General features: G+C 62.0%; 22 protein-coding genes and 1 pseudogene. 8 read left to right on the plus strand and 15 right to left on the minus strand.

Going from position 1 to position 23376, the window contains the following annotated elements; all coding sequences use genetic code 11:
• Positions 1 to 70 precede the first annotated feature (70 nt).
• Positions 71 to 934: a universal stress protein gene (locus tag AC3RCM_RS18770; RefSeq protein WP_492629060.1), complete on the plus strand. Its 864-nt coding sequence runs from the start codon at positions 71 to 73 to the stop codon at positions 932 to 934.
• Between the two features lie 113 nt (positions 935 to 1047).
• Here the strand turns inward: AC3RCM_RS18770 and AC3RCM_RS18775 are convergent, their stop codons facing one another.
• The 10 genes from AC3RCM_RS18775 to AC3RCM_RS18820 all read right to left on the minus strand — a co-directional run bounded on the left by AC3RCM_RS18775 (position 1048) and on the right by AC3RCM_RS18820 (position 12135).
• Positions 1048 to 1251, minus strand: coding sequence for a formate dehydrogenase subunit delta (locus tag AC3RCM_RS18775; protein WP_010953171.1), 204 nt, complete (start codon positions 1249 to 1251; stop codon positions 1048 to 1050).
• Positions 1248 to 4130 (minus strand): formate dehydrogenase subunit alpha, encoded by a 2883-nt coding sequence (fdhF, locus tag AC3RCM_RS18780; RefSeq protein ID WP_492629061.1) that lies wholly within the window; start codon positions 4128 to 4130, stop codon positions 1248 to 1250. Before fdhF ends, AC3RCM_RS18775 begins: the two co-directional genes overlap by 4 nt.
• Positions 4127 to 5686, minus strand: a complete 1560-nt coding sequence (locus AC3RCM_RS18785) for a formate dehydrogenase beta subunit (protein ID WP_492629062.1) — start codon at positions 5684 to 5686, stop codon at positions 4127 to 4129. Before AC3RCM_RS18785 ends, fdhF begins: the two co-directional genes overlap by 4 nt.
• Positions 5680 to 6162 (minus strand): formate dehydrogenase subunit gamma, encoded by a 483-nt coding sequence (locus AC3RCM_RS18790; RefSeq protein ID WP_492629063.1) that lies wholly within the window; start codon positions 6160 to 6162, stop codon positions 5680 to 5682. Before AC3RCM_RS18790 ends, AC3RCM_RS18785 begins: the two co-directional genes overlap by 7 nt.
• A 392-nt stretch (positions 6163 to 6554) precedes the next feature.
• Positions 6555 to 7070 carry a ProQ/FinO family protein gene (locus tag AC3RCM_RS18795; RefSeq protein WP_064493514.1) on the minus strand — a complete coding sequence of 172 codons (516 nt, stop codon included), beginning with the start codon at positions 7068 to 7070 and terminating at the stop codon, positions 6555 to 6557.
• A gap of 123 nt (positions 7071 to 7193) precedes the next feature.
• Positions 7194 to 7748 carry a helix-turn-helix domain-containing protein gene (locus AC3RCM_RS18800; protein WP_064493513.1) on the minus strand — a complete coding sequence of 185 codons (555 nt, stop codon included), beginning with the start codon at positions 7746 to 7748 and terminating at the stop codon, positions 7194 to 7196.
• A 173-nt stretch (positions 7749 to 7921) separates the two neighbouring features.
• Complete coding sequence (locus AC3RCM_RS18805) at positions 7922 to 9280, minus strand: aspartate aminotransferase family protein (protein ID WP_019752090.1); 1359 nt, start codon at positions 9278 to 9280, stop codon at positions 7922 to 7924.
• Positions 9281 to 9348: 68 nt separating this feature from the next.
• Positions 9349 to 10122, minus strand: coding sequence for a gamma-glutamyl-gamma-aminobutyrate hydrolase family protein (locus AC3RCM_RS18810; RefSeq protein WP_409322754.1), 774 nt, complete (start codon positions 10120 to 10122; stop codon positions 9349 to 9351).
• 84 nt (positions 10123 to 10206) lie between these two features.
• A complete protein-coding gene (locus tag AC3RCM_RS18815) occupies positions 10207 to 11553 on the minus strand; it encodes a glutamine synthetase family protein (RefSeq protein ID WP_064493510.1) in 1347 nt (448 codons plus the stop codon).
• A gap of 27 nt (positions 11554 to 11580) precedes the next feature.
• A complete protein-coding gene (locus tag AC3RCM_RS18820) occupies positions 11581 to 12135 on the minus strand; it encodes a helix-turn-helix domain-containing protein (RefSeq protein ID WP_064493509.1) in 555 nt (184 codons plus the stop codon).
• Positions 12136 to 12348: 213 nt separating this feature from the next.
• Between AC3RCM_RS18820 and AC3RCM_RS18825 the strand changes: the two genes are divergently transcribed.
• The 4 genes from AC3RCM_RS18825 to AC3RCM_RS18840 all read left to right on the plus strand — a co-directional run bounded on the left by AC3RCM_RS18825 (position 12349) and on the right by AC3RCM_RS18840 (position 15496).
• Entirely contained in the window at positions 12349 to 13242 is an 894-nt protein-coding gene (locus AC3RCM_RS18825; protein ID WP_064493519.1) for a LysR substrate-binding domain-containing protein, read from the plus strand.
• A 99-nt stretch (positions 13243 to 13341) separates the two neighbouring features.
• Positions 13342 to 14046 (plus strand): SDR family oxidoreductase, encoded by a 705-nt coding sequence (locus tag AC3RCM_RS18830; RefSeq protein ID WP_492629064.1) that lies wholly within the window; start codon positions 13342 to 13344, stop codon positions 14044 to 14046.
• A gap of 81 nt (positions 14047 to 14127) precedes the next feature.
• A complete protein-coding gene (locus AC3RCM_RS18835) occupies positions 14128 to 14520 on the plus strand; it encodes a GFA family protein (protein WP_081273312.1) in 393 nt (130 codons plus the stop codon).
• A 136-nt stretch (positions 14521 to 14656) separates the two neighbouring features.
• Positions 14657 to 15496 (plus strand): AraC family transcriptional regulator, encoded by an 840-nt coding sequence (locus tag AC3RCM_RS18840; protein ID WP_492629065.1) that lies wholly within the window; start codon positions 14657 to 14659, stop codon positions 15494 to 15496.
• Positions 15497 to 15567: 71 nt separating this feature from the next.
• Here the strand turns inward: AC3RCM_RS18840 and AC3RCM_RS18845 are convergent, their stop codons facing one another.
• The 5 genes and pseudogenes from AC3RCM_RS18845 to AC3RCM_RS18865 all read right to left on the minus strand — a co-directional run.
• On the minus strand, positions 15568 to 16542 hold the full coding sequence (locus AC3RCM_RS18845; protein ID WP_492629066.1) for a DMT family transporter: 975 nt from the start codon (positions 16540 to 16542) through the stop codon (positions 15568 to 15570).
• Complete coding sequence (locus tag AC3RCM_RS18850; protein WP_492629067.1) at positions 16539 to 17102, minus strand: TetR/AcrR family transcriptional regulator; 564 nt, start codon at positions 17100 to 17102, stop codon at positions 16539 to 16541. Before AC3RCM_RS18850 ends, AC3RCM_RS18845 begins: the two co-directional genes overlap by 4 nt.
• Positions 17103 to 17540: 438 nt before the next feature.
• The gene (locus AC3RCM_RS18855; protein ID WP_158666136.1) at positions 17541 to 17984 is read right to left on the minus strand and encodes a hypothetical protein; all 444 of its coding nucleotides are present in this window, start codon (positions 17982 to 17984) and stop codon (positions 17541 to 17543) included.
• Between the two features lie 443 nt (positions 17985 to 18427).
• Complete coding sequence (locus AC3RCM_RS18860; protein WP_064491076.1) at positions 18428 to 18736, minus strand: chorismate mutase; 309 nt, start codon at positions 18734 to 18736, stop codon at positions 18428 to 18430.
• Positions 18737 to 18947: 211 nt separating this feature from the next.
• Positions 18948 to 19085 (minus strand): annotated as a pseudogene (locus tag AC3RCM_RS18865) (site-specific integrase); the annotation flags it as partial.
• Between the two features lie 97 nt (positions 19086 to 19182).
• Between AC3RCM_RS18865 and dusA the strand changes: the two are divergent.
• The 3 genes from dusA to AC3RCM_RS18880 all read left to right on the plus strand — a co-directional run bounded on the left by dusA (position 19183) and on the right by AC3RCM_RS18880 (position 23309).
• Positions 19183 to 20193: a tRNA dihydrouridine(20/20a) synthase DusA gene (gene dusA / locus AC3RCM_RS18870; RefSeq protein ID WP_064491077.1), complete on the plus strand. Its 1011-nt coding sequence runs from the start codon at positions 19183 to 19185 to the stop codon at positions 20191 to 20193.
• A gap of 156 nt (positions 20194 to 20349) precedes the next feature.
• Positions 20350 to 21276: a transaldolase gene (gene tal / locus AC3RCM_RS18875; RefSeq protein ID WP_020190071.1), complete on the plus strand. Its 927-nt coding sequence runs from the start codon at positions 20350 to 20352 to the stop codon at positions 21274 to 21276.
• Between the two features lie 179 nt (positions 21277 to 21455).
• Positions 21456 to 23309: an alkaline phosphatase D family protein gene (locus AC3RCM_RS18880; RefSeq protein ID WP_492629068.1), complete on the plus strand. Its 1854-nt coding sequence runs from the start codon at positions 21456 to 21458 to the stop codon at positions 23307 to 23309.
• Positions 23310 to 23376 lie beyond the last annotated feature (67 nt).

The following is a 23376-nucleotide window of genomic DNA, read 5'->3' on the forward strand; positions in this document are numbered from 1 at the left end:
CAAGCGCTGGAGGGGAAAGCGCCGACTATAGTCAGGCACTGGTCGCCATCATCGAAGGGAGTTTACGCCCATGCAAGCCGTCCGCAGCATCCTCGTCGTCCTCGACCCCGCGCACGCCCACAGCCGGGCGCTTACACGGGCCAAGCTGATTGCCGGCATCACCGGCGCGCGCCTGCACTTGCTGATGTGCGACAAACGGCATGATCACAGTGCGCTGCTGAGCCTGCTGAGCAGCCAGTTGCATGATGACGGCTTCGACAATGTCACCCATGAAGAGGGCTGGCGCGACAACCTGCACGACACCATCATCCATGTACAGCAGGCCGAAGGCTGTGAACTGGTGATCAAGGACCACCGCCCGGACAACCCGCTGAAAAAGGCCCTGCTCACCCCCAGCGACTGGAAGCTGCTGCGCCAATGCCCGTGTGCGGTGCTGATGGTCAAGAGCGAGCGGCCATGGACCGGGGGCAAAATCCTGGCGGCGGTGGACGTGGGCAACCAGGACGAAGACCACCGCCGCCTGCATGCCAGCATCATCGACCACGGCTTCGAGATTGCCAAACTGGCCAAGGGAGAACTGCACGTCATCAGTGCCCACCCGTCGCCGATGCTGTCAGCGTCGGACCCGGCCTATCAGCTGAGCGATACGATCGAAAAACGCTACCGTGAAGCATGCAAGGCGTTCCAGGCCGAATACGGCATCAGCGATGAGTGCCTGCACGTGGCCGAAGGGCCAGCGGATGTGTTGATTCCACATACCGAAAAGAAGCTTGATGCAGTGGTGACCGTGATAGGCACGGTGTGCCGCACGGGCATTTCCGGGGCGTTGATTGGTAATACCTCGGAAGTGGTGCTGGATGCGCTGCAGGGTGATGTGCTGGTGCTCAAGAGCGAGGAAGCCATCGCCCACCTGGCGGAGCTGGCCCGCGGCTGAGTAGGCAATATGCAGGCCCCTTGTAGGAGCGGGTTCACCCGCGAATGCGTCATTGATTTCAACGCCACATTCGCAGGCAAACCCGCCCCAAGGTTCCGTTGCCGCCCGGGAGTCTAGACCAACGCCTCCCGCACCTTCGGGTCAAGCCCCTCCCCCGCATGGGCCTCGCTCCATTCCGCCAGCTGCCGGCGCATCGCCGGCGTCCAGAAGCTCTGCAAATGCTGCCGCACCCCTTGCACCGCCAGCGCCCGGTCGGGCTCGCTGTCGAAGTAATGGGCAATCTGGTTGGCCATCTTGACCAGGTTTTCGCTGCTCATCGGCGAACCTCGGCTTTCTCCGCAGTACGGCGCTCTTTCAGCAGCCGCTGCTGTTCATCACTGAAGTCCTGATAGCGCTTCTGCCATTGCGATGGCTGGAACACTTTCACCACTTCCACTGCCGTCACCTTGTACTCGGGGCAGTTGGTGGCCCAGTCGGAGTTGTCGGTGGTGATCACGTTGGCCCCCGACTCGGGGAAGTGGAAGGTGGTGTACACCACTCCCGGCGCCACCCGCGTACTGACCTTGGCACGCAGCACTGTCTGCCCGGCGCGGCTGCCGATGCCGACCCAGTCACCGTCTTGGATGCCACGGCTTTCAGCGTCGGTCGGGTGGATCTCCAGGCGGTCGGCGTCATGCCAGGCGACGTTGCCGGTACGCCGGGTCTGGGCGCCGACGTTGTACTGGCTGAGAATGCGCCCGGTGGTCAGCAGCAACGGGTAGCGGTTGTTGACCTTTTCGTCGGTGGGCACGTAGCCGGTGAGCATGAAGCGCCCCTTGCCACGCACGAACTGGTCGATGTGCATGGTCGGCGTGCCGTCTGGGGCAGCGTCGTTGCACGGCCACTGCAGGCTGCCATGGCGGTCGAGTTCCGCGTAGCTGACACGACGGAAGGTCGGCGTCAGGCGGGCGATCTCGTCCATGATCTCGGAAGGATGGCGGTAGTTCATCGGGTAGCCCAGGGCGTTGGCCAGGGCCACGGTAGCTTCCCAGTCGGCCTTGCCGGCCAGCGGCTCCATGACCTTGCGCACCCGCGAAATTCGCCGCTCGGCGTTGGTGAAGGTGCCGTCCTTTTCCAGGAACGAACTGCCCGGCAGGAACACATGGGCGAACTTGGCAGTTTCGTTGAGGAAGATGTCCTGCACCACCACGCACTCCATGGCCAGCAAGGCCGCGGTGACGTGCTGGGTGTTGGGGTCGCTCTGGGCGATGTCCTCACCCTGGCAGTACAGCGCCTTGAAGCTGCCATCCAGCGCCGCCTCGAACATGTTGGGAATGCGCAGACCCGGGTCGGGCTGCAAGGTCACGCCCCACGCCTGTTCGAACTCGGCGCGCACGCCCTCGTTGGAGACATGCCGGTAGCCGGGCAGCTCGTGCGGGAACGAGCCCATGTCGCACGAGCCCTGCACGTTGTTCTGCCCGCGCAGCGGGTTCACCCCTACCCCTTCACGACCGATGTTGCCAGTGGCCATGGCCAGGTTGGCGATGCCCATCACTGCGGTACTGCCTTGGCTGTGCTCGGTCACACCCAGGCCGTAGTAGATGGCCGCGTTGCCGCCGGTGGCATACAGCCGGGCCGCAGCGCGGATCTGCTCAGCAGGCACGCCACAAACCGGGCCGAGCACCTCGGGGGCGTTGTCTGGCAGGCTGACGAAGTCGCGCCAACGGGCGAAGTCTTCGGTTTCGCAGCGGGCATCGATGAAGCTTTGGGCCAGCAGGCCCTCGGTAACGATCACGTGGGCCAGGGCGTTGAGCATGGCCACGTTGGTACCCGGGCGCAGTTGCAGGTGCAGGTCGGCGCGGGCGTGCGGCGAGTCGACCAGGTCGATGCGCCGTGGGTCGATCACGATCAGCCGCGCCCCTTGGCGCAGGCGGCGCTTGAGTTGCGAGCCGAACACCGGGTGCGCATCGGTGGGGTTGGCGCCGATCACCAGCACAACGTCGGCCTGCATCACCGAGTCGAAGCTTTGCGTGCCGGCCGACTCACCCAGGGTCTGCTTCAGGCCATAACCGGTGGGCGAATGGCATACCCGTGCGCAGGTGTCGACGTTGTTGTTACCGAAGGCCGTGCGCACCAGTTTCTGCACCAGGTAGGCTTCTTCGTTGGTACAGCGGCTGGAGGTGATACCGCCGATGGAGTCGCGCCCGTATTTGAGCTGGATGCGGCGGAACTCGCTGGCGGCATAGGTCACGGCCTCGTCCCAGCTGACTTCCTGCCATGGGTCTTCCAGGCGCTTGCGGATCATCGGTTTGGTGATGCGGTCCGGGTGGGTGGCGTAGCCCCAGGCAAAGCGGCCCTTGACGCAGGCGTGGCCGTGGTTGGCGCCACCGTTCTTGTCCGGGACCATGCGCACCAGCTGGTCACCCTTGATTTCGGCGCGGAACGAGCAGCCAACGCCGCAGTAGGCGCAAGTGGTAATGACCGAACGCTCAGGCTGGCCAAGCTGCACCAGGCTCTTTTCCGTCAGGGTCGCGGTCGGACAGGCCTGCACGCAGGCGCCGCATGACACGCATTCGGACGCAAGGAAGTTTTCGCCACCCGCTGCCGCCACCCGCGATTCGAAACCGCGCCCGGTAATGGTCAGGGCGAACGTACCCTGGATGTCCTCGCAGGCGCGCACACAGCGGCTGCAGACGATGCACTTGCTCGGCTCGTAGTCGAAATACGGGTTGGAAACGTCTTTTTTCTCGTCCAGGTGGTTGGCGCCGTCATAGCCGTAGCGCACCTCACGCAGGCCCACCTGGCCGGCCACGGTCTGCAGCTCGCAGTTGCCGTTGGCCGAACAGGTCAGGCAGTCCAGGGGGTGGTCGGAAATGTACAGCTCCATCACGTTGCGGCGCAGGCCGGCCAGGCGCGGGGTTTCGGTGCGCACCACCATGCCTTCGCTGACTGGCGTGGTGCAGGATGCCGGGTAGCCGCGCATGCCTTCGATTTCCACCATGCACATGCGGCAGGAGCCGAAGGCTTCGAGGCTGTCAGTGGCGCACAGTTTGGGGATGCTGGTGCCCAGCATGGAGGCGGCGCGCATGACCGAGGTGCCAGCAGGCACGCTGATGGCGCGGCCGTCGATGCTCAGGCTGACCTGCACGTCGCTTTCGCGGGCCGGTGTGCCGAGGTCGCTGCTTTTATCAGAAGCGGGGTCGAAGAAATTGATCACTGTGCGGCCTCCGTGGTGGTCAGCCCAAAATCGGCGGGGAAGTACTTGAGCGCGCTGGCCACCGGATAGGCAGTCATACCGCCCATGGCGCACAACGAACCGTACTGCAGGGTGTCGCACAGGTCGCGCAGCAACAGCGCCTGGTCATGGCGTTCGGTGATGTCGCTGCTGGCGATCAACCGGTCGACCACTTCCATGCCCCGGGTGGAGCCGATGCGGCACGGGGTGCACTTGCCGCAGGACTCCTCGGCACAGAACTGCAGGGCGAAACGCGCCATGCTGGCCATGTTCAACGTATCGTCGGCCACCACCACACCGCCGTGGCCGAGCATCGCGCCCACGGCAGCAAACGCTTCATAGTCCAATGGGGTGTCGAAATGGCTGGGGGGTACCCAGGCACCAAGCGGGCCACCGACCTGCGCGGCCTTCAGCGGCCGGCCACTGGCCGTGCCACCGCCATAGCCTTCCACCAGCTCGCGCAGGGTCAGGCCGAACGCGCGCTCGACCAGGCCACCCTGGCGAATGTTGCCGGCCAGCTGGAACGGCATGGTGCCCAGCGAGCGGCCCATGCCGAAATCGCGATAGAACGCCGCACCCTTGGCCAGAATGATGGGCACCGAAGCCAGCGTAAGCACGTTGTGCACCAACGTCGGCAGGCCGAACAACCCTTGCAGCGCAGGCAGCGGTGGCTTGGCGCGGACAATGCCACGCTTGCCTTCGATGGATTCGAGCAGCGCGGTTTCTTCGCCGCAAATATAGGCGCCGGCGCCCACCCGCACCTCCAGGTCGAACGCCTGGCCGCTGCCGGCTACGTCAGCACCTAGGTAGCCAGCGTCACGCGCGATGGCGAAGGCCTGGTCAAGTACCCGGATGGCGTCGGGGTACTCCGAGCGCACATAGACGTAGCCCTTGTCGGCCCCCACGGCAAGGCCGGCAATGATCATGCCCTCGATCAGCAGGAAGGGGTCGCCCTCCATCAGCATGCGATCAGCGAACGTGCCCGAGTCACCCTCGTCGGCGTTGCACACCACGTACTTCTGCCCGGCGCCAGCGTCACGCACGGTGCGCCACTTGATGCCGGCCGGGAACGCCGCACCACCACGGCCACGCAGGCCGGAGTCGAGTACTGCGGCAACCACTTCGGCACCGTCCAGCGCCACGGCGGCCTCGAGGCCTGCGAAACCGCCATGGGCACGATAGTCGTCCAGTGACAATGGGCGGGTGATGCCCGCGCGTGCGAACAGCAAGCGTTGCTGGGTCTTGAGATAGGGTATTTCTTCGACCGGCCCCAGTGCCAGCGAGTGGCCACCGGGTTCGCCCGCCAAGGCATCAAGCAGTGACGGCACATCGTGTGGCGTAATCGGGCCGAAACCCAGGCGCCCTTGCGCACTGTCGCACTCGATCAGCGGCTCCAGCCAGTAAAGCCCGCGCGAGCTGGTGCGCTGGATGTCCAGCGGCAACTGGCGGCGCTCGGCCTCATGCAGCAGGGCCTCGGCAACCTGATCGGCACCCACGGCACGGGCTACCGAATCACAGGGAATATACAGCTTCAGCATGCTGAGTCCTCCCGGCAACCGTTAACCAAGTCCCGCAGGCGCTCAGGGGTGAGGCGCGCGTGCACCTGGCCGTCCAGCTCCAACGCTGGCGAGCAGGCACAGGCACCCAGGCAATAAACAGGGCGCAGGCTGATGGCGCCGTCGGCGCTGGTGCCGTGGTCGTCCAGTGCCAACTGTTCACGCAATTGCGCGGCCAGGGCTTCGGCGCCACGGCTCTGGCACGACTCGGCACGGCACAGGCGCAGGGTGTGGCGAGCGGGCGGCGCGGTGCGGAAGTCGTGATAAAAACTGATAACCCCACGCACTTCAGCCAGGCTGAGGTTGAGGGCATGGGCGATCTCGGGAACAGAAGCGTCGGGGATGTAACCCAGCTCGTGCTGGACGGCATGCAGGATCGGCAACAGGGCACCCGGGGTGTCCTTGTCGCGGGCCAGAATGCGCTGGACTACAGGCAGGTGGAGCAATTCATCAGGCATACAGCGGACCTCGGCATCACGGACCCTGCCTGATTGTTTTAAGGGGCAGGTTTCCGGCGTGTTCTGCTGCGGCGCACCGTCCACGTCACAGTTGCGTGGTACGGGTGGCCTCCTCGCCCACGGCCGCACGTCTGCGCGCACTGACCCTTGGGCATCCTGCTAGCATGGCACTTGTAGCGCCGAGGGGTTGTATGCGAGCGACCAGGCGCATTCTGAAACCGACGCACGTGATTACGCCCCGGTATCATCTGCCACGGCTTGCCGATCAGGTGGGTCTTGAAACCATCGTTGCATGCACCAGGCCCTCGAAACCGAACCTGGTCCATTGCCAGACGGCAGCCCCGGCAATGGGCTGCCATCCAGCATGGCTACGGGGCAGAACGCGACTGAGTTCAGTCGGTAGACTGCACCGTTGCGGTGTCGGCGGCGGGGGCCGGAGCCTGGGCCTGGGCCTTTGACTTCGCACGATTGCGTCGGTCCTGGCTGCGTTGCCGCGCAGCTTGCTGCTTGGCATGCAGCGCCTGAGCGGCGGTCACAGTACCTGCGGCCTGACCATTCAGGTCAAGGCGCGGTGCATTCTCCACCATGCTCGCCCAGTATCGAGCGCCCCGGCACCACGTGGAAATGCCCAGCTTGAGCTGTTCGCGGGTCAACCCAAGCAGCTCCAGGTGTTGCTCGGCATCCTTGAAAATGCCCTCCTTGAGCGGCACCTTGGGGGCCGGGTTGACCGGGAAAGCCAAGGGAAAATGCTTCTGCAGTGGCCAGATCGCTGCCACCGCCGGGTCCATCTCACGCGGCTTCGCCTGCGGGGGCGACTTGCGCTTGGGCGGTTTCGCGCTATCGGCCTTTACCTGCCCTTTTTCCGCCCGCAGGCGGTCTCGTAGCTCAGCTAGTTGTTCAAAACCCATTGTTCATTCACTGCTTCGAAGTTGATTGCGTGGTGCAAGGATACCCCATGCAGCCTGCACATTGCTTGCAGGCCAACTTTCCCCGCTAGCCGAAGCACAACGCGCATGCCCGTGCGACGGCCCTCAGCTGAACACCCAAAGCACACGTGTGGGCTTGTCGGTCAGGTTGGCGTAACGGAAACGGGCGTGGGGTTGCAACTGAAAACTGTCATTGGCGTGCAGCGTGACCGGCTCAGCATCGCCCAACCACACCGTCAGTTCGCCTTCGAGCACGAAGCAACCCTGCTCCGAGCTGTCGTCCAGGTACTCCTCGCCACTGCTGGCCCCCGGCTGCAAATGGCTGTCGAGCATGGAAAACGCGCCCGTTATGGAGGGCGATGCCAGCACATCGGTGATACCACCCGCCAGGTGCAGCGTGCGACGCTCGTGCGGGCGGGTCACCCAGTCGAGCTCACGGGGTTTTTCCAGCTTGTAGAAGTAGGCTGTGGATACACCGAGCTCTTCACTGATGGCTGTGAGATCGGCCACGGTCGGGCGTGATACGCCGCGTTCGACCTGGGACAGAAAGCCCACCGAACGGCCGATGCGCTGTGCCAGCTCGCCCAGTGTCAGGCCCTTGAACTTGCGCAGGTCGCGAATCAGTACTGCCAGGCCTTCGATTTCTTCGTGCACTTTCATGGTTGAATCGCGACTTTCAGACGGGAAATGGATGCCCAGAAAAGTACAGGATTCATTTCACAAAGCAAAATGCTTTGCGGGTGGTGCCTGACGTGAAATGTACGATTGCGGCACCGATCGAGCACCGCGCAGGCGGTGCTTGATCTCACAGGTGCTGAGAACAGCTTCTGCCGCTACCGAACAGCCTCATAAGTCAGGTCCAGGCACTTGCGGGCTTTCTCCACCAGTTCGTCGATCTCTTCGATACTGATCACCAGCGGTGGCGCGATGATCATGGTGTCGCCTACAGCGCGCATGATCAGGCCGTTGTCGAAGCAGTGCTGGCGACAGATCATGCCGACACCTTTGCCTTCATGACGGGCACGGGTGGCCTTGTCTTTCACCAACTCGATCGCACCGAGCATGCCCAGGCCGCGCACTTCGCCTACCAGCGGGTGGTCGGCCAGTTCGCGCAGGCGTTGTTGCAGATACGGCGCGGTTTTATCATGCACCTGCTGGATGATCTGCTCGTCACGCAGGATCCGCAGGTTCTCCAGGCCCACCGCCGCCGCCACAGGGTGGCCGGAATAGGTGAAGCCGTGGTTGAAGTCGCCGCCTTCGCTGATCACCTTGGCCACCTCGTCACGCACGATCACCCCGCCCATGGGGATGTAACCGGAGGTCAGGCCCTTGGCGATGGTCATCAGGTCAGGCTTGAGGTCGTAATAATCGGTGCCGAACCACTCACCGGTGCGGCCGAACCCGCAGATCACTTCGTCGGCGACGAAGAGGATGTCGTACCTGGCCAGGATTTCCTTGATCTTCGGCCAATAGGTCTGCGGCGGAATGATCACGCCACCGGCGCCCTGGATCGGCTCGGCGATGAAGGCGGCAACGTTGTCCACGCCAACTTCGAGGATCTTCTTCTCCAGTTGCTCGGCCGCCCACACACCGAAGTCGGCCTCGGTCATGTCGCCGCCTTCGCCAAACCAGTACGGCTGCGGGATGTGCACGACATCCGGGATCACCCCGCCCTGCTGGTGCATGCCACTCATGCCGCCCAAGGCCGCGCCCGCCACGGTAGAGCCGTGGTAGCCGTTGATGCGGCCAATGATGACCTTCTTGTTCTTCTGACCCTTTAGTGCCCAGTAATGGCGGACCATGCGCAGCACGGTGTCGTTGCCTTCGGAGCCGGAACCGGTGAAGAACACGTGGTTCATGCCTTGCGGGGCCACCTCGGCGATCGCCTTGGCCAGCTCCAGCGCGGGCGGGTGCGCGGTCTGGAAGAACAGGTTGTAGTAAGGCAGCTGCTTCATCTGCTGGCTGGCGACATCGGCCAGCTCATCGCGACCATAGCCGACTGCCACGCACCACAGGCCGGCCATGCCATCGAGAATCTTGTTGCCCTCGCTGTCCCACAGGTACACGCCCTTGGCCGAGGTGATGATGCGCGGGCCTTTCTCGGCCAGTTGCCTGACATCGCTGAACGGGGCCAGGTGATGGTCGCGGCTCATGGTTTGCCAGGCAAGGGTCTGCGAATTCTGTTCACTCATTGACTTCACTCCATCAAGTTGCGCAGCCGCGCTGCGAGGTATTTTTTACAGGTGGGAAAGGCCGCTGCTCAGGCAGACAGCAACAGCCTCTGGCGCAGTACCGAGCGGTGCCGGCAGGCCTTGCCAAAGGACTGGAAGATGGCCAGGTAATGGGGGTTATCCATGACCTGGAACTCGGGGTGCCATTGCACACCCAGGGCAAAACCCTTGCTGTTCTCGACCGAAATCGCTTCCACCAGGCCATCGGGCGCCAGCGCTTCCACCCTCAGCCCGGGGGCCAGTACGTCGATGCCTTGGCCGTGGATGGAATTGACGTCGAATATCGCCGGCAAGCCCATGCGGTCGAGCATGCCGCCAGGCTCTACATGCAGGGTGTGGCGCGGCCCGTATTGCTTGTCGAGGGGCTCATCCTTGCCTTCGCGGTGGTCCATGAACATGCCAGTCTCGTGGACCTTCTGGTGCAGGGTGCCACCCAACGCCACGTTCATTTCCTGGAAGCCACGGCAAATGCCGAGTACCGGTACGCCGGCGGCGATGGCGGCGCGCATCAGCGGCAACGTGGTGGCATCGCGCAGTTGGTCGTGTTGGGTACCCGGGGCACTGGCCGGGCCGTTGTAGTGGTACGGCTCGATGTTGGACGGCGAACCGGTGAAGATCAGTCCATCCACCACGTCGAGAATATCGGCGCTGTCCATCAACTCACCGAGGCTGGGAATGACGATGGGCAGCCCACACGCCGCCTTGGCTGCCGCGCGCGCGTACTTCTCGCTGATGGTCTGGGTTGCATGCAGCTCAATCATGCTGGTGCATGCGGTAATGCCGATCACGGGCACACGTGGCATATCTTCCTCCGGCAAATCCATATTGCGCGTTGTATTGAAACGGTAGAAAGGGAGGGTGCAGCGTCGCTGTTCCAACCTCGGCACCTACAGGAACCAGCGGTATTCGCGGGCATCGATGTGGTGCATGAAGTCCAGTTGCTCCTGGTATTTGTTTTCGCAATAGACCATCACGAACTCGCTGCCCAGGCCTTGGTTGACCACCGGGTGATGACGCATGGCGGCCAAGGCGCTGAGGGCATCCTTGGGGAAGTCGATGCCGCTCTGGCGGTTGTCGTTCAGCGGGGCGATGGGCTCCACGCCGCGATCCAGACCATGCTCCATCCCGGTCAAAATGGCCGCCAGTACCAGATACGGGTTGGCGTCGGCGCCAGCGAGGCGGTGCTCGATGCGCAGGTTGCGCGGGTCGGACTCGGGGATGCGGATGCACGCGTCACGGTCTTCGAACCCCCAGCTGGCCTTGCTCGCCGCGTTGACCATGGCGCCATAACGTCGGTAGGCATTGTGGTTGGGGGCAAAGATCGGCATGCAGTGCGGCAGCAGTTCCAGGCAGCCTGCCACCGCATGGCGCAGCTTGCGCTGTTCGCTTCCCGCCAGGATGTTATTGCCGGCGGCGTCGTACAGGCTGACGTGCACATGCATGCCGCTGCCTGGCGCGTCCAGGTAGGGTTTGCTCATGAAGCTGGCACGGTAGCCATGCTTCATCGCGATACCGCGGGTACTGCGGCAGAACAGTGCCGACCAGTCCGCCGCACTGAGGGCATCGTCGCTGTGGGAGAAGTTGATCTCGAACTGGCCTGGGCCCAGCTCTGCGGTGATGACGTTCGCCGGCACGCCCTGCTCGTTGGCGCCATCGACCATCTCGTGCAGGACCGACGAAAAGCGCGACAACCGCTCGATGTGCATGTTCGGCTGATCGTCCTGATCCTCGGTCGCCGTGTCACGTGGATACTGTGGCAGGCCGTTATCAAGCTTGCGGTCGAACAGGTAGAACTCCAGTTCGAACGCCACCACCGGGCGGATGCCACGCTTGGCCAGACGCTGAAGCACACGCGCCAGCACTTCACGAGGCTCGAATTCGATCGGCTTAGCAGTGCCGTCGGACGTGATCAGCATCTGGGCGATCACTTCCTTTTCCCAACGCACCGGCTTCAGCGTACCCGGCACCAGGCGCCGGGCGGCATCCGGGTCGCCGTCGGCGAAGCAATAGTCACCAATCGGGTAAAGGCCGCCCTGGGTACCCAGCAGCACGCAGTTCTGCGGCAGCTTCAGTGGCGCACCGGCTGCGACTTTTTCCAGCATGTCCATGGGGTAGCGCTTGCCGTAGAAGTGCCCGGGGATGTCCAGCGCAATCAGGTCGACATAGCGAATTGCCGGGTGCTCTGCTCGGAACGAGCGCACTTCAGCCAGCAGATCCGGAAAGATGACACTCATCTTCTTATCCTTGTGAGGTGAACGAATTCAATTGAAGACCCAGAGCACGCGGGTGGTTCTGTCCGTCAGGTTGGCGTAACGGAACGGCGCATGGGGTTGCAGCTGGAAGCAGTCGTTGGCTTGCAGGGTCACGGCATCGCCCTGGTCCAGCCACACCGTGAGTTCGCCCTCGAGCACGAAACAGCCCTGCTCGGAACGGTCGCTCAAGTACGCCTCCCCACTGGTGGCGCCCGGCTCGAGGAGGCTGTCGAGCATGGAGAAGGCGCCTGCGATGGTCGGCGAAGCCAGTACATCGGTGATGCCCGACTCCAGGTACAACGTGCGCCGCTCGTGGGGGCGCGTGACCCAGCCAATGCTGCGGGGCTTGCTCAGGTTGTAGAAGTACGCGGTCGATACGCCGAGCGCTTCGCTGATAGCGGTGAGGTCTGCCACGGTCGGGCGCGAAACGCCGCGTTCGACCTGGGAGAGGAAACCCACCGAGCGGTTGATGCGCTCGGCCAGTTCACCCAAGGTCAGGTTCTTGAATTTGCGCAGGTCGTGAATAAGGATCGCGAGGGCTTCAACCTCTTCGTGCATCTTCATCGTTTCGGACTGCCGTGAAATTTTTAGACTTATTTTTCATGAAAATTTACATGAAAAATTTCACGCGTCAAGCCAAACGATGGAAATGTGCAGCCGCCAACAGAGGGCTTGCTGCGCAGCGTGGCGGATTGGCTGCGGTGGCGCGGGTTTCTTTACTGGCGCTCGGCGAGTAGCCTCGTGGCTGAATCCTCCAGCCCGACCCTGTCCATCGCCATGCCAAACGGTTTCCCTGATTTGCCCTCGCTCAATGCGCTACGTGTGTTCGAAGTGGTTGCCCGCCACCTGAACTTCCGCCTGGCCGCCGAAGAGCTGGGGGTGACCCAGGCGGCAGTGGCACAACAGATACGCGGGCTGGAAGCGAGCCTGAACCTTCGTTTGTTCGAGCGCCTGCCCCGGGGCCTGGCACTGACCGATGCGGGGCTGGGCTACAGCGGCAGCATTCGCAACGCCTTGGCGATGATCGATGAGGCAACCCGCCTGCTGCGGCCACAGGCGTCTCACCTGACGGTCAGCGTGACACCAACCTTTGCCTCCAAATGGCTCATTCCCCGGCTGGGCAGCTTTGCGCACAGCCATCCGGACATCGATTTACGTGTACTGGCCACAGATCGGCTGTCCCACTTCAATACCGACGGCGTGGATCTCGCAGTCCGCTATGGCAAGCCCGACATCGGCGCGGGCTTGAACAGCGAACTGTTGATGGAACAGCGTATCGTCGCCGTGGCCAGCCCAACGTTGTTCGAAGCCAGCAAAACCCCCACCAGCTTCGAGCAGCTTCAAGCGTTCACCCTGCTCCACGATGCCCATGATTTCTGGCCTCGGTTCCTTGCACAACTGTTCCCGCAACACGGGCAAGCGACTGCCAGAAACCTGCGGTTCAACCAGACTTCATTGGCCATCGATGCCGCCATCAGTGGTCAGGGTATTGCGTTGGCAAGCCTGGCGTTCGTCAGTGATGACATCGTCGCGGGCAGGCTGACCCAGGTCTTCGCTCAGCAACTCAGGCTCGATAAGTCGTTCTACCTGGTATGGCCACGAAAGTTGCAGCAGCCGGAGTCGCTCGGCATTGTCCAGCGCTGGCTCAAGCAACAGGCAGGCAATAGTTAATCTACTGCCTTGGTGAAGTTTAGCTGTCTCCCTCGCTGCCATAACTGCTGCTAATTTTAGTGCGCCTAAGCATTCAGCGATTAACGTTCCGGAGGCAGCATGTCAGTAGAAAAAGTTGCGATCATCACAGCAGGTGGCAGTGGTATGGGCGCGGCAGCGGCACGGCGCCTGGCCGCTGACGGGTTCAAGGTTGGCATCCTTTCCTCCTCGGGCAAGGGCGAAGCCCTGGCTGCCGAGCTTGGTGGTATTGGCGTAACGGGTAGCAACCAGTCGGTTGAGGACCTGAAACGCCTGGTCGATGCCGTGGTGGAAAAGTGGGGGCGCATCGACGTGCTGGTCAATAGCGCCGGCCATGGTCCGCGCGCGCCAATCCTGGAAATCAGCGACGAAGACTGGCACAAGGGCATGGACACCTATCTGCTCAATGTCATCCGCCCGACTCGCCTGGTGACGCCTTACATGCAGCACCAGAAAGGGGGTGTGATCATCAACATTTCCACCGCCTGGGCGTTCGAGCCGAGTGAGCTGTTCCCGACGTCTGCAGTGTTCCGCTCGGGCCTGGCCGCATTCACCAAAATCTTCGCCGACCAATCCGCCGGGGACAACGTGAGGATCAACAACGTCCTCCCCGGCTGGATCGACAGCCTGCCAGCCACCGAACAGCGCCGCGACAGCGTGCCGCTCAAACGCTATGGCACCTGCGAGGAAATCGCCGCCACCATTGCGTTTCTTGCCAGCGAAGGCGCTGCCTACATCACCGGGCAGAACATCAAGGTCGATGGCGGCTTGACACGTAGCGTTTGATTGCCTGTCGGCCCGCAGGCCAGTCGACTGATCGGGCCAAGGCGTTTACGCTGGCGCTTTCCCACCTGCACGGAAGCGCCAATGACAGAGGCATACCAAGGAAGCTGCTTGTGCGCAGCCGTCTCTTACCTGCTACTCACCCCACCCAAGGCAGTGAGCCACTGCCACTGCAGCCAGTGCCGCAAAAGTCACGGCGCCGCATTCGCTTCGTACGGCAGCATTCCGCGCAGCATGCTGCGCATATTGCGCGGCGCGTCCAGCATCAAGGCCTTTTCTTCATCACCGACGGTTACGCGCGAGTTCTGCACGGAGTGCGGCTCGACCTTGTTCTGGTCACGCGCCCAAGGTGAGTTTGCCGACTGGATTTCGATAGCACTGGGAACGCTTGATACACCGTTCCTGCCCAGGAAGCAGAAACATGTTCACGTCGACGCTGCTGCCCCTTGGTACTCACCGTGTAACCCTGACTCATAACGCTTGGCAGCACATCAAGCCACCCGATAGAGCAATCACGGCTAGGCACCCCGGTGCCTGAACAACGGATGCTAGCGCTTACCGCACCTTCCAGAGATTCCGTTCGTTGACTGACTCACAGCACAACCCTAGCTACATGAAACGGTTCGAAACCGTGCTTGCCTACATCGACAGCCACCTCGAAGGTGACCTGTCGGTGAATGCCTTGAGCCGCATCGCCAACTTCTCGGCATTTCACTTCCATCGGCAGTTCACGGCCTACATGGGCGTTCCGGTTTCACGGTATGTGCAACTGATGAGGCTTCGACGCGCAGCGCATCAACTGGTCGCCTCGCCCGCGACGCCCATACTGGAGGCCGCATTCGGCGCCGGTTTCGAAAGCCCCGAAGCCTTTGCCAGAGCGTTCAAGCGCGCCTTCGGCATGGCGCCGAGCGCGTTCGCCAAGGCACCGAACTGGCAGGCCTGGAGTGCGGTATTCAATGTTCCTCAGCGATCCAGGAGTATCACCATGCAGATCCGTATCGTGAATTTCGCCGAAACCCACGTGGCCGCGCTCGAACACCAAGGGCCGCCCGGCCTGGTCAGCGAAAGCGTCGCGCGTTTTCGCCAGTGGCGCATACACAGCGGCCAGTCGCCTGTGGCCAGCAACCGAACCTTCGGCATCCCCTACGACAACCCCGACACCACCCCGGCCCACGCCTTTCGCTTTGCCGTGTGCGGCGAGATAGACGAGGCGGTGCAGCCCAACGATTTCGGCGTGCATGAACGGGTTATACCGGCGGGGCGCTGTGCCGTGATTCGACATACCGGTTCGCCTGACTACATTGGCGAAACCATCTACCCGCTTTATCGTGACTGGCTGCCATCGAGCAACGAAGAACTGCGTGATCATCCGTTGTTCTTTCATTACCTGAGCGTGTACCCGGAAACGCCACTGGAGCAATGGCAGACGGACATCTACGTGCCGCTGAAATAGGCTGAGCCATGCACAGCGGGCGTAGCCAACTTGGCCGGCCCAGACGCATGGCCGGGCAACCGAGCCGGGGATCAGATACGTACCCTGGATGCCTCGCCATGCGTCTGGAGGCGTGTTTGCTTGCGATAAAAGGCGTGAATAGCCCACACCACCCCTACGAACAACAAGGCTGTACCAAGCGCTTCCATAGGAGACGGCCAGCGCTGGTTGATGAGCAGGCCCATCGTAGTTGCATAAATGGTCCCGCTGGCAATCAATTGCCCGCTCAGCGCCAGCGGAAGACGCCGCGTTGCGATTGACCATGCCCAGGCACCTGCAAGGGTGGCCCCTAACCCCTGAATCAGCCCACAGACGATCAGCGCCTGAGTACCTGCCAATCCGCTCGGATAGCTAGCGAAATGAGACAGTTTCAAGTACAGCCCAACCGGGATGAACGCCAGCATTTCGACGCTGCACATGAAGATCAACATGGCTGACCACAACATGGGAGACATGCTTGGGCGTCGAGCCAAAGCACTTTCATTCAACAGACCAAAACCGGTCCAGAATGCGATTGCCAACAACGATGCAAGCAGCCCAAGCAGTAACGATGCGGTTGGGAGCACTGCCGCCGCACGGCTAGCATCAAACACACTCAGATTGACCAGGCTGATGCCCAGACCCGCCACCAGCAGTGGCCCGGCAATGGCGCGCCAGGGCACGCTGGCACTGCGCAGGTTGCCGGCAATCGCAAGCACGATCGGTACTGACCCCATCATCACCGGAGGGATCACCGGCCCGGCTGCCAAGACCGCAGTGGTGATCAGGAAGAAGTAGCCAATGTATCCCAAGAAGCCCAGCAGTGCGGCACAGGCCCAGTCAATCAGTCGCAATTGCCGCACTGCGCTACGGTAAACGAACAGCACCAGCAGGCTACCTAACCCGGCAAAGACATAGCTCACCACCGCCAGGTCAAAAAGGCTGTAGTCACCGACCAGCCCCGGAAAAATGTAGAGCAATGACCAGGAAAAGGTGGCGGCAATGGCCGCTAACAAGCCCAGGTTCATACGCCCTGCTCCTGCCTCTGAATCCAGCAATGAGCTATTTGCCGGGCAGTGTCGAATACCCGCATGTCCTGGCCCATCGCGCCGCTGACAAAACTGCCCTCCAGCAAGATAAACAGCCCTTGGGCAACTGCGTCGGGGTCGTTTATACCGGCGCTCATGGCCAAGGCAGCAAGGTTTTCGCGTATCCCTTGCTTATGCCTGCTCACTGCTAAATGCACGGGGTGGCTAAACTGGGGGAACTCAGCCGCACTGTTAACGAACAGGCACCCGCGCTCGCTATCTTTCAAAAGAAAGCGTTCATACAGATCGAAAAAAGCGAGCATGCCACTGACCGGCTCAGGATGCCCAGCCAGGGTGCGCGCTACCTCTTCACGCCAGCGTCGGTCACGCTCCTCAAGGCAAGCCACTATCAGCGCATCCTTGGAGGGGAAATGACTGTAGAGCGTCATTTTGGTAACACCCGCCATCGCGGCAATGGCCGTTACCCCCGTCACGTACAAACCTTGCGACAGAAACAGCTTCAGCGCGGCATCAATCAAACGCTCACGGGTATTGTCCAATTCAAGGCACTCCGGCAAAGGGACGGAGCTGACTATACTGACCGGTAAGATTCAGGCCGCATCCAGATACGACCTGAAGCATGGCCGCTACGACACAGAGCGCAGCAGCAAAACACATGCCTGGCCAATCAGAGACTTGCTACGCCAGCTAAGCGCCCCCTGTACTTGGGATGCGAATCTGGGCTGTGTGGCTGATCGTGCCGTCTACCCGCTTGCGAAACACCGCTTGGCCCAACGTGTCTTGGCCATGCCGGTGGCAACTGTGTTTACCGAGATCGATCCCGACCCGTGCTGACTCGCTCGTGATGATGGCCTCCAAAACAAAACACCCTGCGAAAGCTTAGCCCTCGCAGGGTGTGGGGGTGACCCGTTCATTTAGCCCGGCCTACGCTGGGCTTTCGTGCACGCTAAAGCCGGTACAGCATGGATGCGGTCAAATCATCGATCATTTTTTGAAGAAGACCCGACAGCGTTGCTGAGGCCTTTCGAATTATGATCGCCTGGCGTCGTTCCAGAGATGGCCGTGGACTTGGCCAAACCGCGAGTGTCCTTGGAGTGAGCGACACCCGAGGTGGTGGTGCCATGACCGTTGTCGCTGTTGCGCGAGCTTCCGTAATGATTGCCGCTTACCCCATGATCGCGTGTCGCCTTTCCGGCGTGATCACTTCCAAGGCCCTTCCCGCTTCCACTATGCCCTCCCATGCCACCGCCATGTCCGGCGCCGTTTCCACCGCCATGTCCGCCGCCACCGCCATGACCACCGCCGCCACCACCGCCGCCCTTGGCATAAGCGGAACTGATAGGGGAGATATCGGCGGGCAAGAATGCCGTCATTCCGAGTGCCAATGCACAAGCAAAGACAGCAACCAAAGGTTTTCTCATTTTTGTTCGGCTCCGGAGACGCGAGTGGATAGCTAAAGTGCAGGTTGGACCTGACACAGACACCAAAGTTCTCGCATTCCGACAGGCTGCCAGGGAAACGCCGATCACGTTTCCCGAGCGCGTAGTAAGCAACATCTCGACCCCGCCAGCCCATTTTTCGGCCGATAGCGCAGCGTTCAATAAACTATCGGCGCCCAATCAAATGGTTCGACAGCGCAAACATCGTGGTCAGTTGTGCAGTGTTCTTGGCCAAGGGGTTTGCCTTGATGGGCATTTTCGCCACGGGACTGTCTCGCTACCTGTACCGGCGGCCACGGCTGGTGAATGGGCTGAACGTGGGCGCAGGCCTCACCTTCGTCGCGTCTGGCGTCTCGATTGCGGCGTTGAGCCAGAGATAGCAAGCAGGAGAAAGCGGCGGGGCTGCGTATGAGCCCCGCGTTTCATCACGATGCTGAAGCCTTGACGGCCAGCTTCGCATGGGTGTTCAGTTCCTCAGCGATGAAGGCCGAAATCATCGCCCGATAGACCTGCTCCACCACCTCAGCCGAGGCACCGGTTTCGTCAGCCATCTCACGAACCTTCTTGATCACTTGCTCGACCCGAGCAGGCGCACGCACATCATCGGTGGTTTTCTTGAAGCTCGCTGCTTGCGTCACGAGCCTTCCACGTTTGGCGAGAAGCGAAACGAGGCTGCGGTCGATTTCATCGATCCGTTGACGGACTTCGTCCAGAGAGGTGCAACGTACATCCATTTGCTTGACTTCCTTTTCAGAAGCCTGCGATTGATTGGAGCAGGCTGTCGTGGGTGATCGGGGCGTGCAGTGTAGCTTCTGTGCTAGGTCTGCTTCACGCTCCGCAGAGGGGTGTAACGCCGCAGGGATATCCCAGTCCATTTCGAATAACCAGCTCACGCCTGCGTGGCGCAGATCGCGAAAATGCAGATCCTCCACGCCAACCATCTGTCGCCCAGGCTTGGGCAGCCTGCTGGCGGGCGAATGTCTGGGACCTTTGGTAGACTAGGACACCCTTTTTCTTGAGGCGGATCTGGACGGTATAGCTAACCATTCCATCGGCCTTTTTCCTTGCTCTGATCGTTGCCATGATTTCCGGTGGTACGAGTGTGTTTGGCGGCGGTAGCCCGCACCACTGTCAAACCCAACACGCCCCCGGAAAATGGTACATAAATGCGTAGCCCAGAATGCTCCTAGAAAACGCTTCAAAGCCACAAACCACGCGCCCTGAGCCGTCACGCCGCTTCAGCGTTGCCCCCATGATGGACTGGACCGACAGACATTGCCGGTTCTTCCTGCGCCTGCTCTCCCGGCAAACCCTGCTCTACACCGAAATGGTCACCACCGGTGCCCTGCTGCACAACGACGCTCACCGTTTCCTGCGCCACGATGCTTCTGAGCACCCGTTAGCCCTCCAACTGGGCGGCAGTGTGCCGGCCGACCTGGCCGCGTGTGCGCGCCTGGCTGAAGAAGCGGGCTACGATGAGGTCAACCTCAACGTTGGCTGCCCGAGCGACCGGGTGCAGAACAACATGATCGGCGCGTGCCTGATGGCTCACCCGGCGCTGGTGGCCGACTGCGTGAAGGCCATGCGAGATGCCGTATCGACGCCTGTCACGGTGAAGCACCGCATTGGTATCAACGGCCGTGACAGCTACGCCGAACTGAGCGACTTCGTCGGCCAGGTGCGTGAGGCCGGCTGCCGAAGTTTTACCGTGCATGCACGCATCGCGATTCTGGAAGGGCTGTCGCCGAAAGAGAACCGCGAGATTCCGCCGCTGCGCTATGACATCGCAGCGCAGTTGAAGAGGGACTTCCCGGACCTGGAGATCGTGCTCAACGGCGGGATCAAGACCCTGGACGAATGCCAGGCACACCTTGAAACCTTCGATGGCGTGATGCTGGGGCGCGAGGCGTATCACAACCCTTATCTGCTGGCCGAGGTGGACCAGCAACTGTTTGGCAGCGATGCGCCGGTGGTCAGCCGTAGCGAGGCATTGGCGCAACTGCGGCCTTACATCGTGACGCATATGGAAAGTGGCGGTGCGATGCACCACGTTACCCGGCATATTCTGGGGCTGGCCCAAGGATTCAAAGGGGCGCGGCGCTTCCGCCAGTTGCTGTCGGCAGACATTCACAAGGCGGCCCAACCCTTGGCGGTGTTTGACCAGGCCGTGGAGTTGTTGCAAGGGCGGTGACCTCAGAGGGAGGGAACCTCGGGCTTGCTTGCGACTCGAACCTTCACCTTTCGTACAGCCCCGTGCGGGCCAGCGGGTCCGCAGGGTTTCGGCGGCCCTTGAGCGGCTGCCGGGGCTCGGGTAATGTCGAGTAAATGCACAGGACAGAGCACGCCCATGACCTCCAAGCTGGAACAACTCAAGCAGTTCACCACCGTGGTCGCCGACACCGGGGACCTGGACGCCATCACCCGCCTGAAGCCGGTCGATGCCACCACCAACCCGTCGCTGCTGCTCAAGGCTGCTGCCATCCCGGGGTACGCCGATCTGCTCAAGCAGGTGAAGGCCGACGCCAAAGGTAATGTCGACCTGGCCTGCGACAAGTTTGCGGTGGCGGTAGGCTCGGGCATTCTCAAGGTCATCCCGGGGCGTATCTCCACCGAGGTGGATGCTCGCCTGTCGTTCGATGAGCCAGCCCTGCTGAACAAGGCTCGTCAGCTAATCGCCCTGTACGAGGCGGCCGGAGTGGCAAAAGAGCGCGTGCTGATCAAGCTGGCCTCCACCTGGGAAGGCATTCGTGCCGCCGAGCAGCTGGAGAAGGAAGGTATCCAGACCAACCTGACCCTGTTGTTCTCCTTCGCCCAGGCCCAGGCTTGTGCCGATGCCGGGGTGTTTTTGATTTCGCCGTTCGTGGGCCGTATCTACGACTGGTACAAGAAGAGCACCGGCCAGGAATACGTGGGCGCCGAGGACCCAGGCGTGCAGTCGGTCACCCGCATCTACAACTACTACAAGGCCAATGGTTACAACACTGTGGTGATGGGCGCCAGCTTCCGCAATATCGGCCAGATCGAACAACTGGCCGGCTGTGACCGCCTGACCATCAGCCCCGAGCTGCTGCAGCAGCTCAGCGATGACCAGGGTGAGTTGCCGCAGGTGCTGAAACCGGGCAACGCCGGTGAAGCCAAGCAGCACCTGAACGAAAGCCAGTTCCGCTGGGCGATGAACGAAGACGCCATGGGCACCGAGAAACTGGCCGAAGGTATCCGCCAGTTTGCGCGGGACCAGGAAAAGCTGGAGAAGTTGATGGCTGAAAAGGCCTGATACAGTTCGTGTTTGCCTGACGGGCGGGAAGTGTTCAGTATTTTCCGCCCGTTTTGTTTGCCACGCCTTAGTTGTGTATTGAATTCTCGGGCCTGTTCGCGGGCAAGCCCGCTCCTACACCGATCGATGTAAGGGCGGGCTTGCCCGCGAACAGGCCGCCATAGCCACCCGAGCTGTCGATGACCTCCCCTAACCCGTTGCCCCTCGTTCTCGCCGGCCCGGTACTGCGCCGCCTGGAACCCCAGCGTCTGGCCGTCTGGCTGGTCACTACCCAACCACTGCAGCCCGAGTTCGTCTGCCTGGCAAGCAAGGCCCATGTCGATTGCCAAGTGGTGCCGATTGGCCGGCATGCCTACGTTCACCTGCTGGACATCCAATTCGCCAGCCCCCTGCCCTGCAACCAGCTGCTCGACTACGACCTACTGATCAACGGCCAGGGTATCGCCGACTGGGCCCCACACCTGCTCTACCCCGGCAACCCACGCCCGAGCCTGGTGCTGCGTGAGCGCCTCGACCATTTGCTGCACGGCTCCTGCCGCAAGCCGCACCACCCTGCTGCCGACGGCCTGCTGTGCGCCGACCGGCTGCTGCAGGGGTGCAAGAAGCCCGAAGACCGCCCCGCCGTGCTAGTGATGACGGGCGACCAGGTTTACGCCGACGATGTCGCGGGTCCCATGCTGCGCGCCATCCATAGCCTGATCTCGCGCCTGGGCTTGTTCGACGAGCAACTGGAAGGTGCAGTGGTAGCCGACAGCCAGGCGCTGTACCAGCACCCGGCCAGCTACTACCACCGTGCCGACCTGCTGCCGGCGCTGGAACGCAACGATACCCTGCGCGAGCGTTTTTTCGGCGGCAAGCGCAAGCCGATATTCTCGTCCAGCAACGCCGACAACCATCTGGTGACCTTCGCCGAAGTCATGGCCATGTACCTGTTGGTGTGGTCGCCGGTGCCCTGGCAGCTGGTGGACCTGGACATCCCCGGCGGGCTCAGCGACGAGCATCAAGCCCGATACCGGCAAGAGCTGCCGCTGATCCAGGGGTTTGCCGACAATCTCGGTCAGGTGGCGCGGGTGATGGCCCACCTGCCCTGCCTGATGATCTTCGACGACCACGACATCACCGACGACTGGAACCTCTCGGCGCAGTGGGAGGAAACGGCCTACGGCCACCCATTCTCGCGAAGGATCATCGGCAACGCCTTGCTCGGCTACCTGCTCTGCCAGGCCTGGGGCAACAACCCGGACGATTGCAATCCGCTGATCGAACAGTGCCAGGTGCTGACCCGCCAGAACCAGGATGAGTTGATCGGCGAGCTGCTGCGCTTCCAGGGCTGGCAGTTCAGCCTGCCTACAGAACCACCCCTGCTGGTACTGGACACCCGCACCCGCCGCTGGCGCAGCGAAAGCAACCTGGCCAAGCCGTCCGGCCTGTTGGACTGGGAAGCGCTGAGTGAATTGCAGCAAGCACTGCTCGATCATCCTTCGGCGGTCATCGTGTCACCTGCGCCGATTTTCGGGGTGAAGCTGATCGAGACGGTGCAGAAGGTGTTCAGCTGGCTGGGCTACCCGCTGCTGGTGGATGCCGAAAACTGGATGGCCCACCGCGGTGCAGCACAGGTCATCCTCAATATCTTCCGCCACTCACGCACGCCGGGGCACTACGTGGTGCTGTCGGGGGATGTGCATTACTCGTTCGTGTATGAGGTGCTGATTCGCCACCGCCAGCGCAGCCCGCACTTGTGGCAGGTGACTAGTAGCGGAATCAAGAACGAGTTCCCCCGGCGCTTGCTGGATGTGCTCGACCGGCTCAACCGCTGGCTGTATGCGCCACGCTCGCCGCTCAACTGGTTTACCAAGCGCCGAGAAATGGAGGTGGTGCCGCGTACGCCCAGCCACAGCAAGGCCGGGGAACGGCTGTGGAATGGTGCCGGGCTGGGACAGGTGTTCTTTGATGAACAGGGGCGGCCGGCGCGGGTGTATCAGCTGGATGCGGGCGGGGGTGAGGCTACAGAGTTTAAAAACCGGGAGCAGTGAGATTCAGAATTTTTACAGCCTGTGCCGGCCTCTTCGCGGGTAAACCCGCTCCTACACCTGATTGGGG

The organism is Pseudomonas sp. GW823-FHT05G12, from assembly GCF_058795575.1.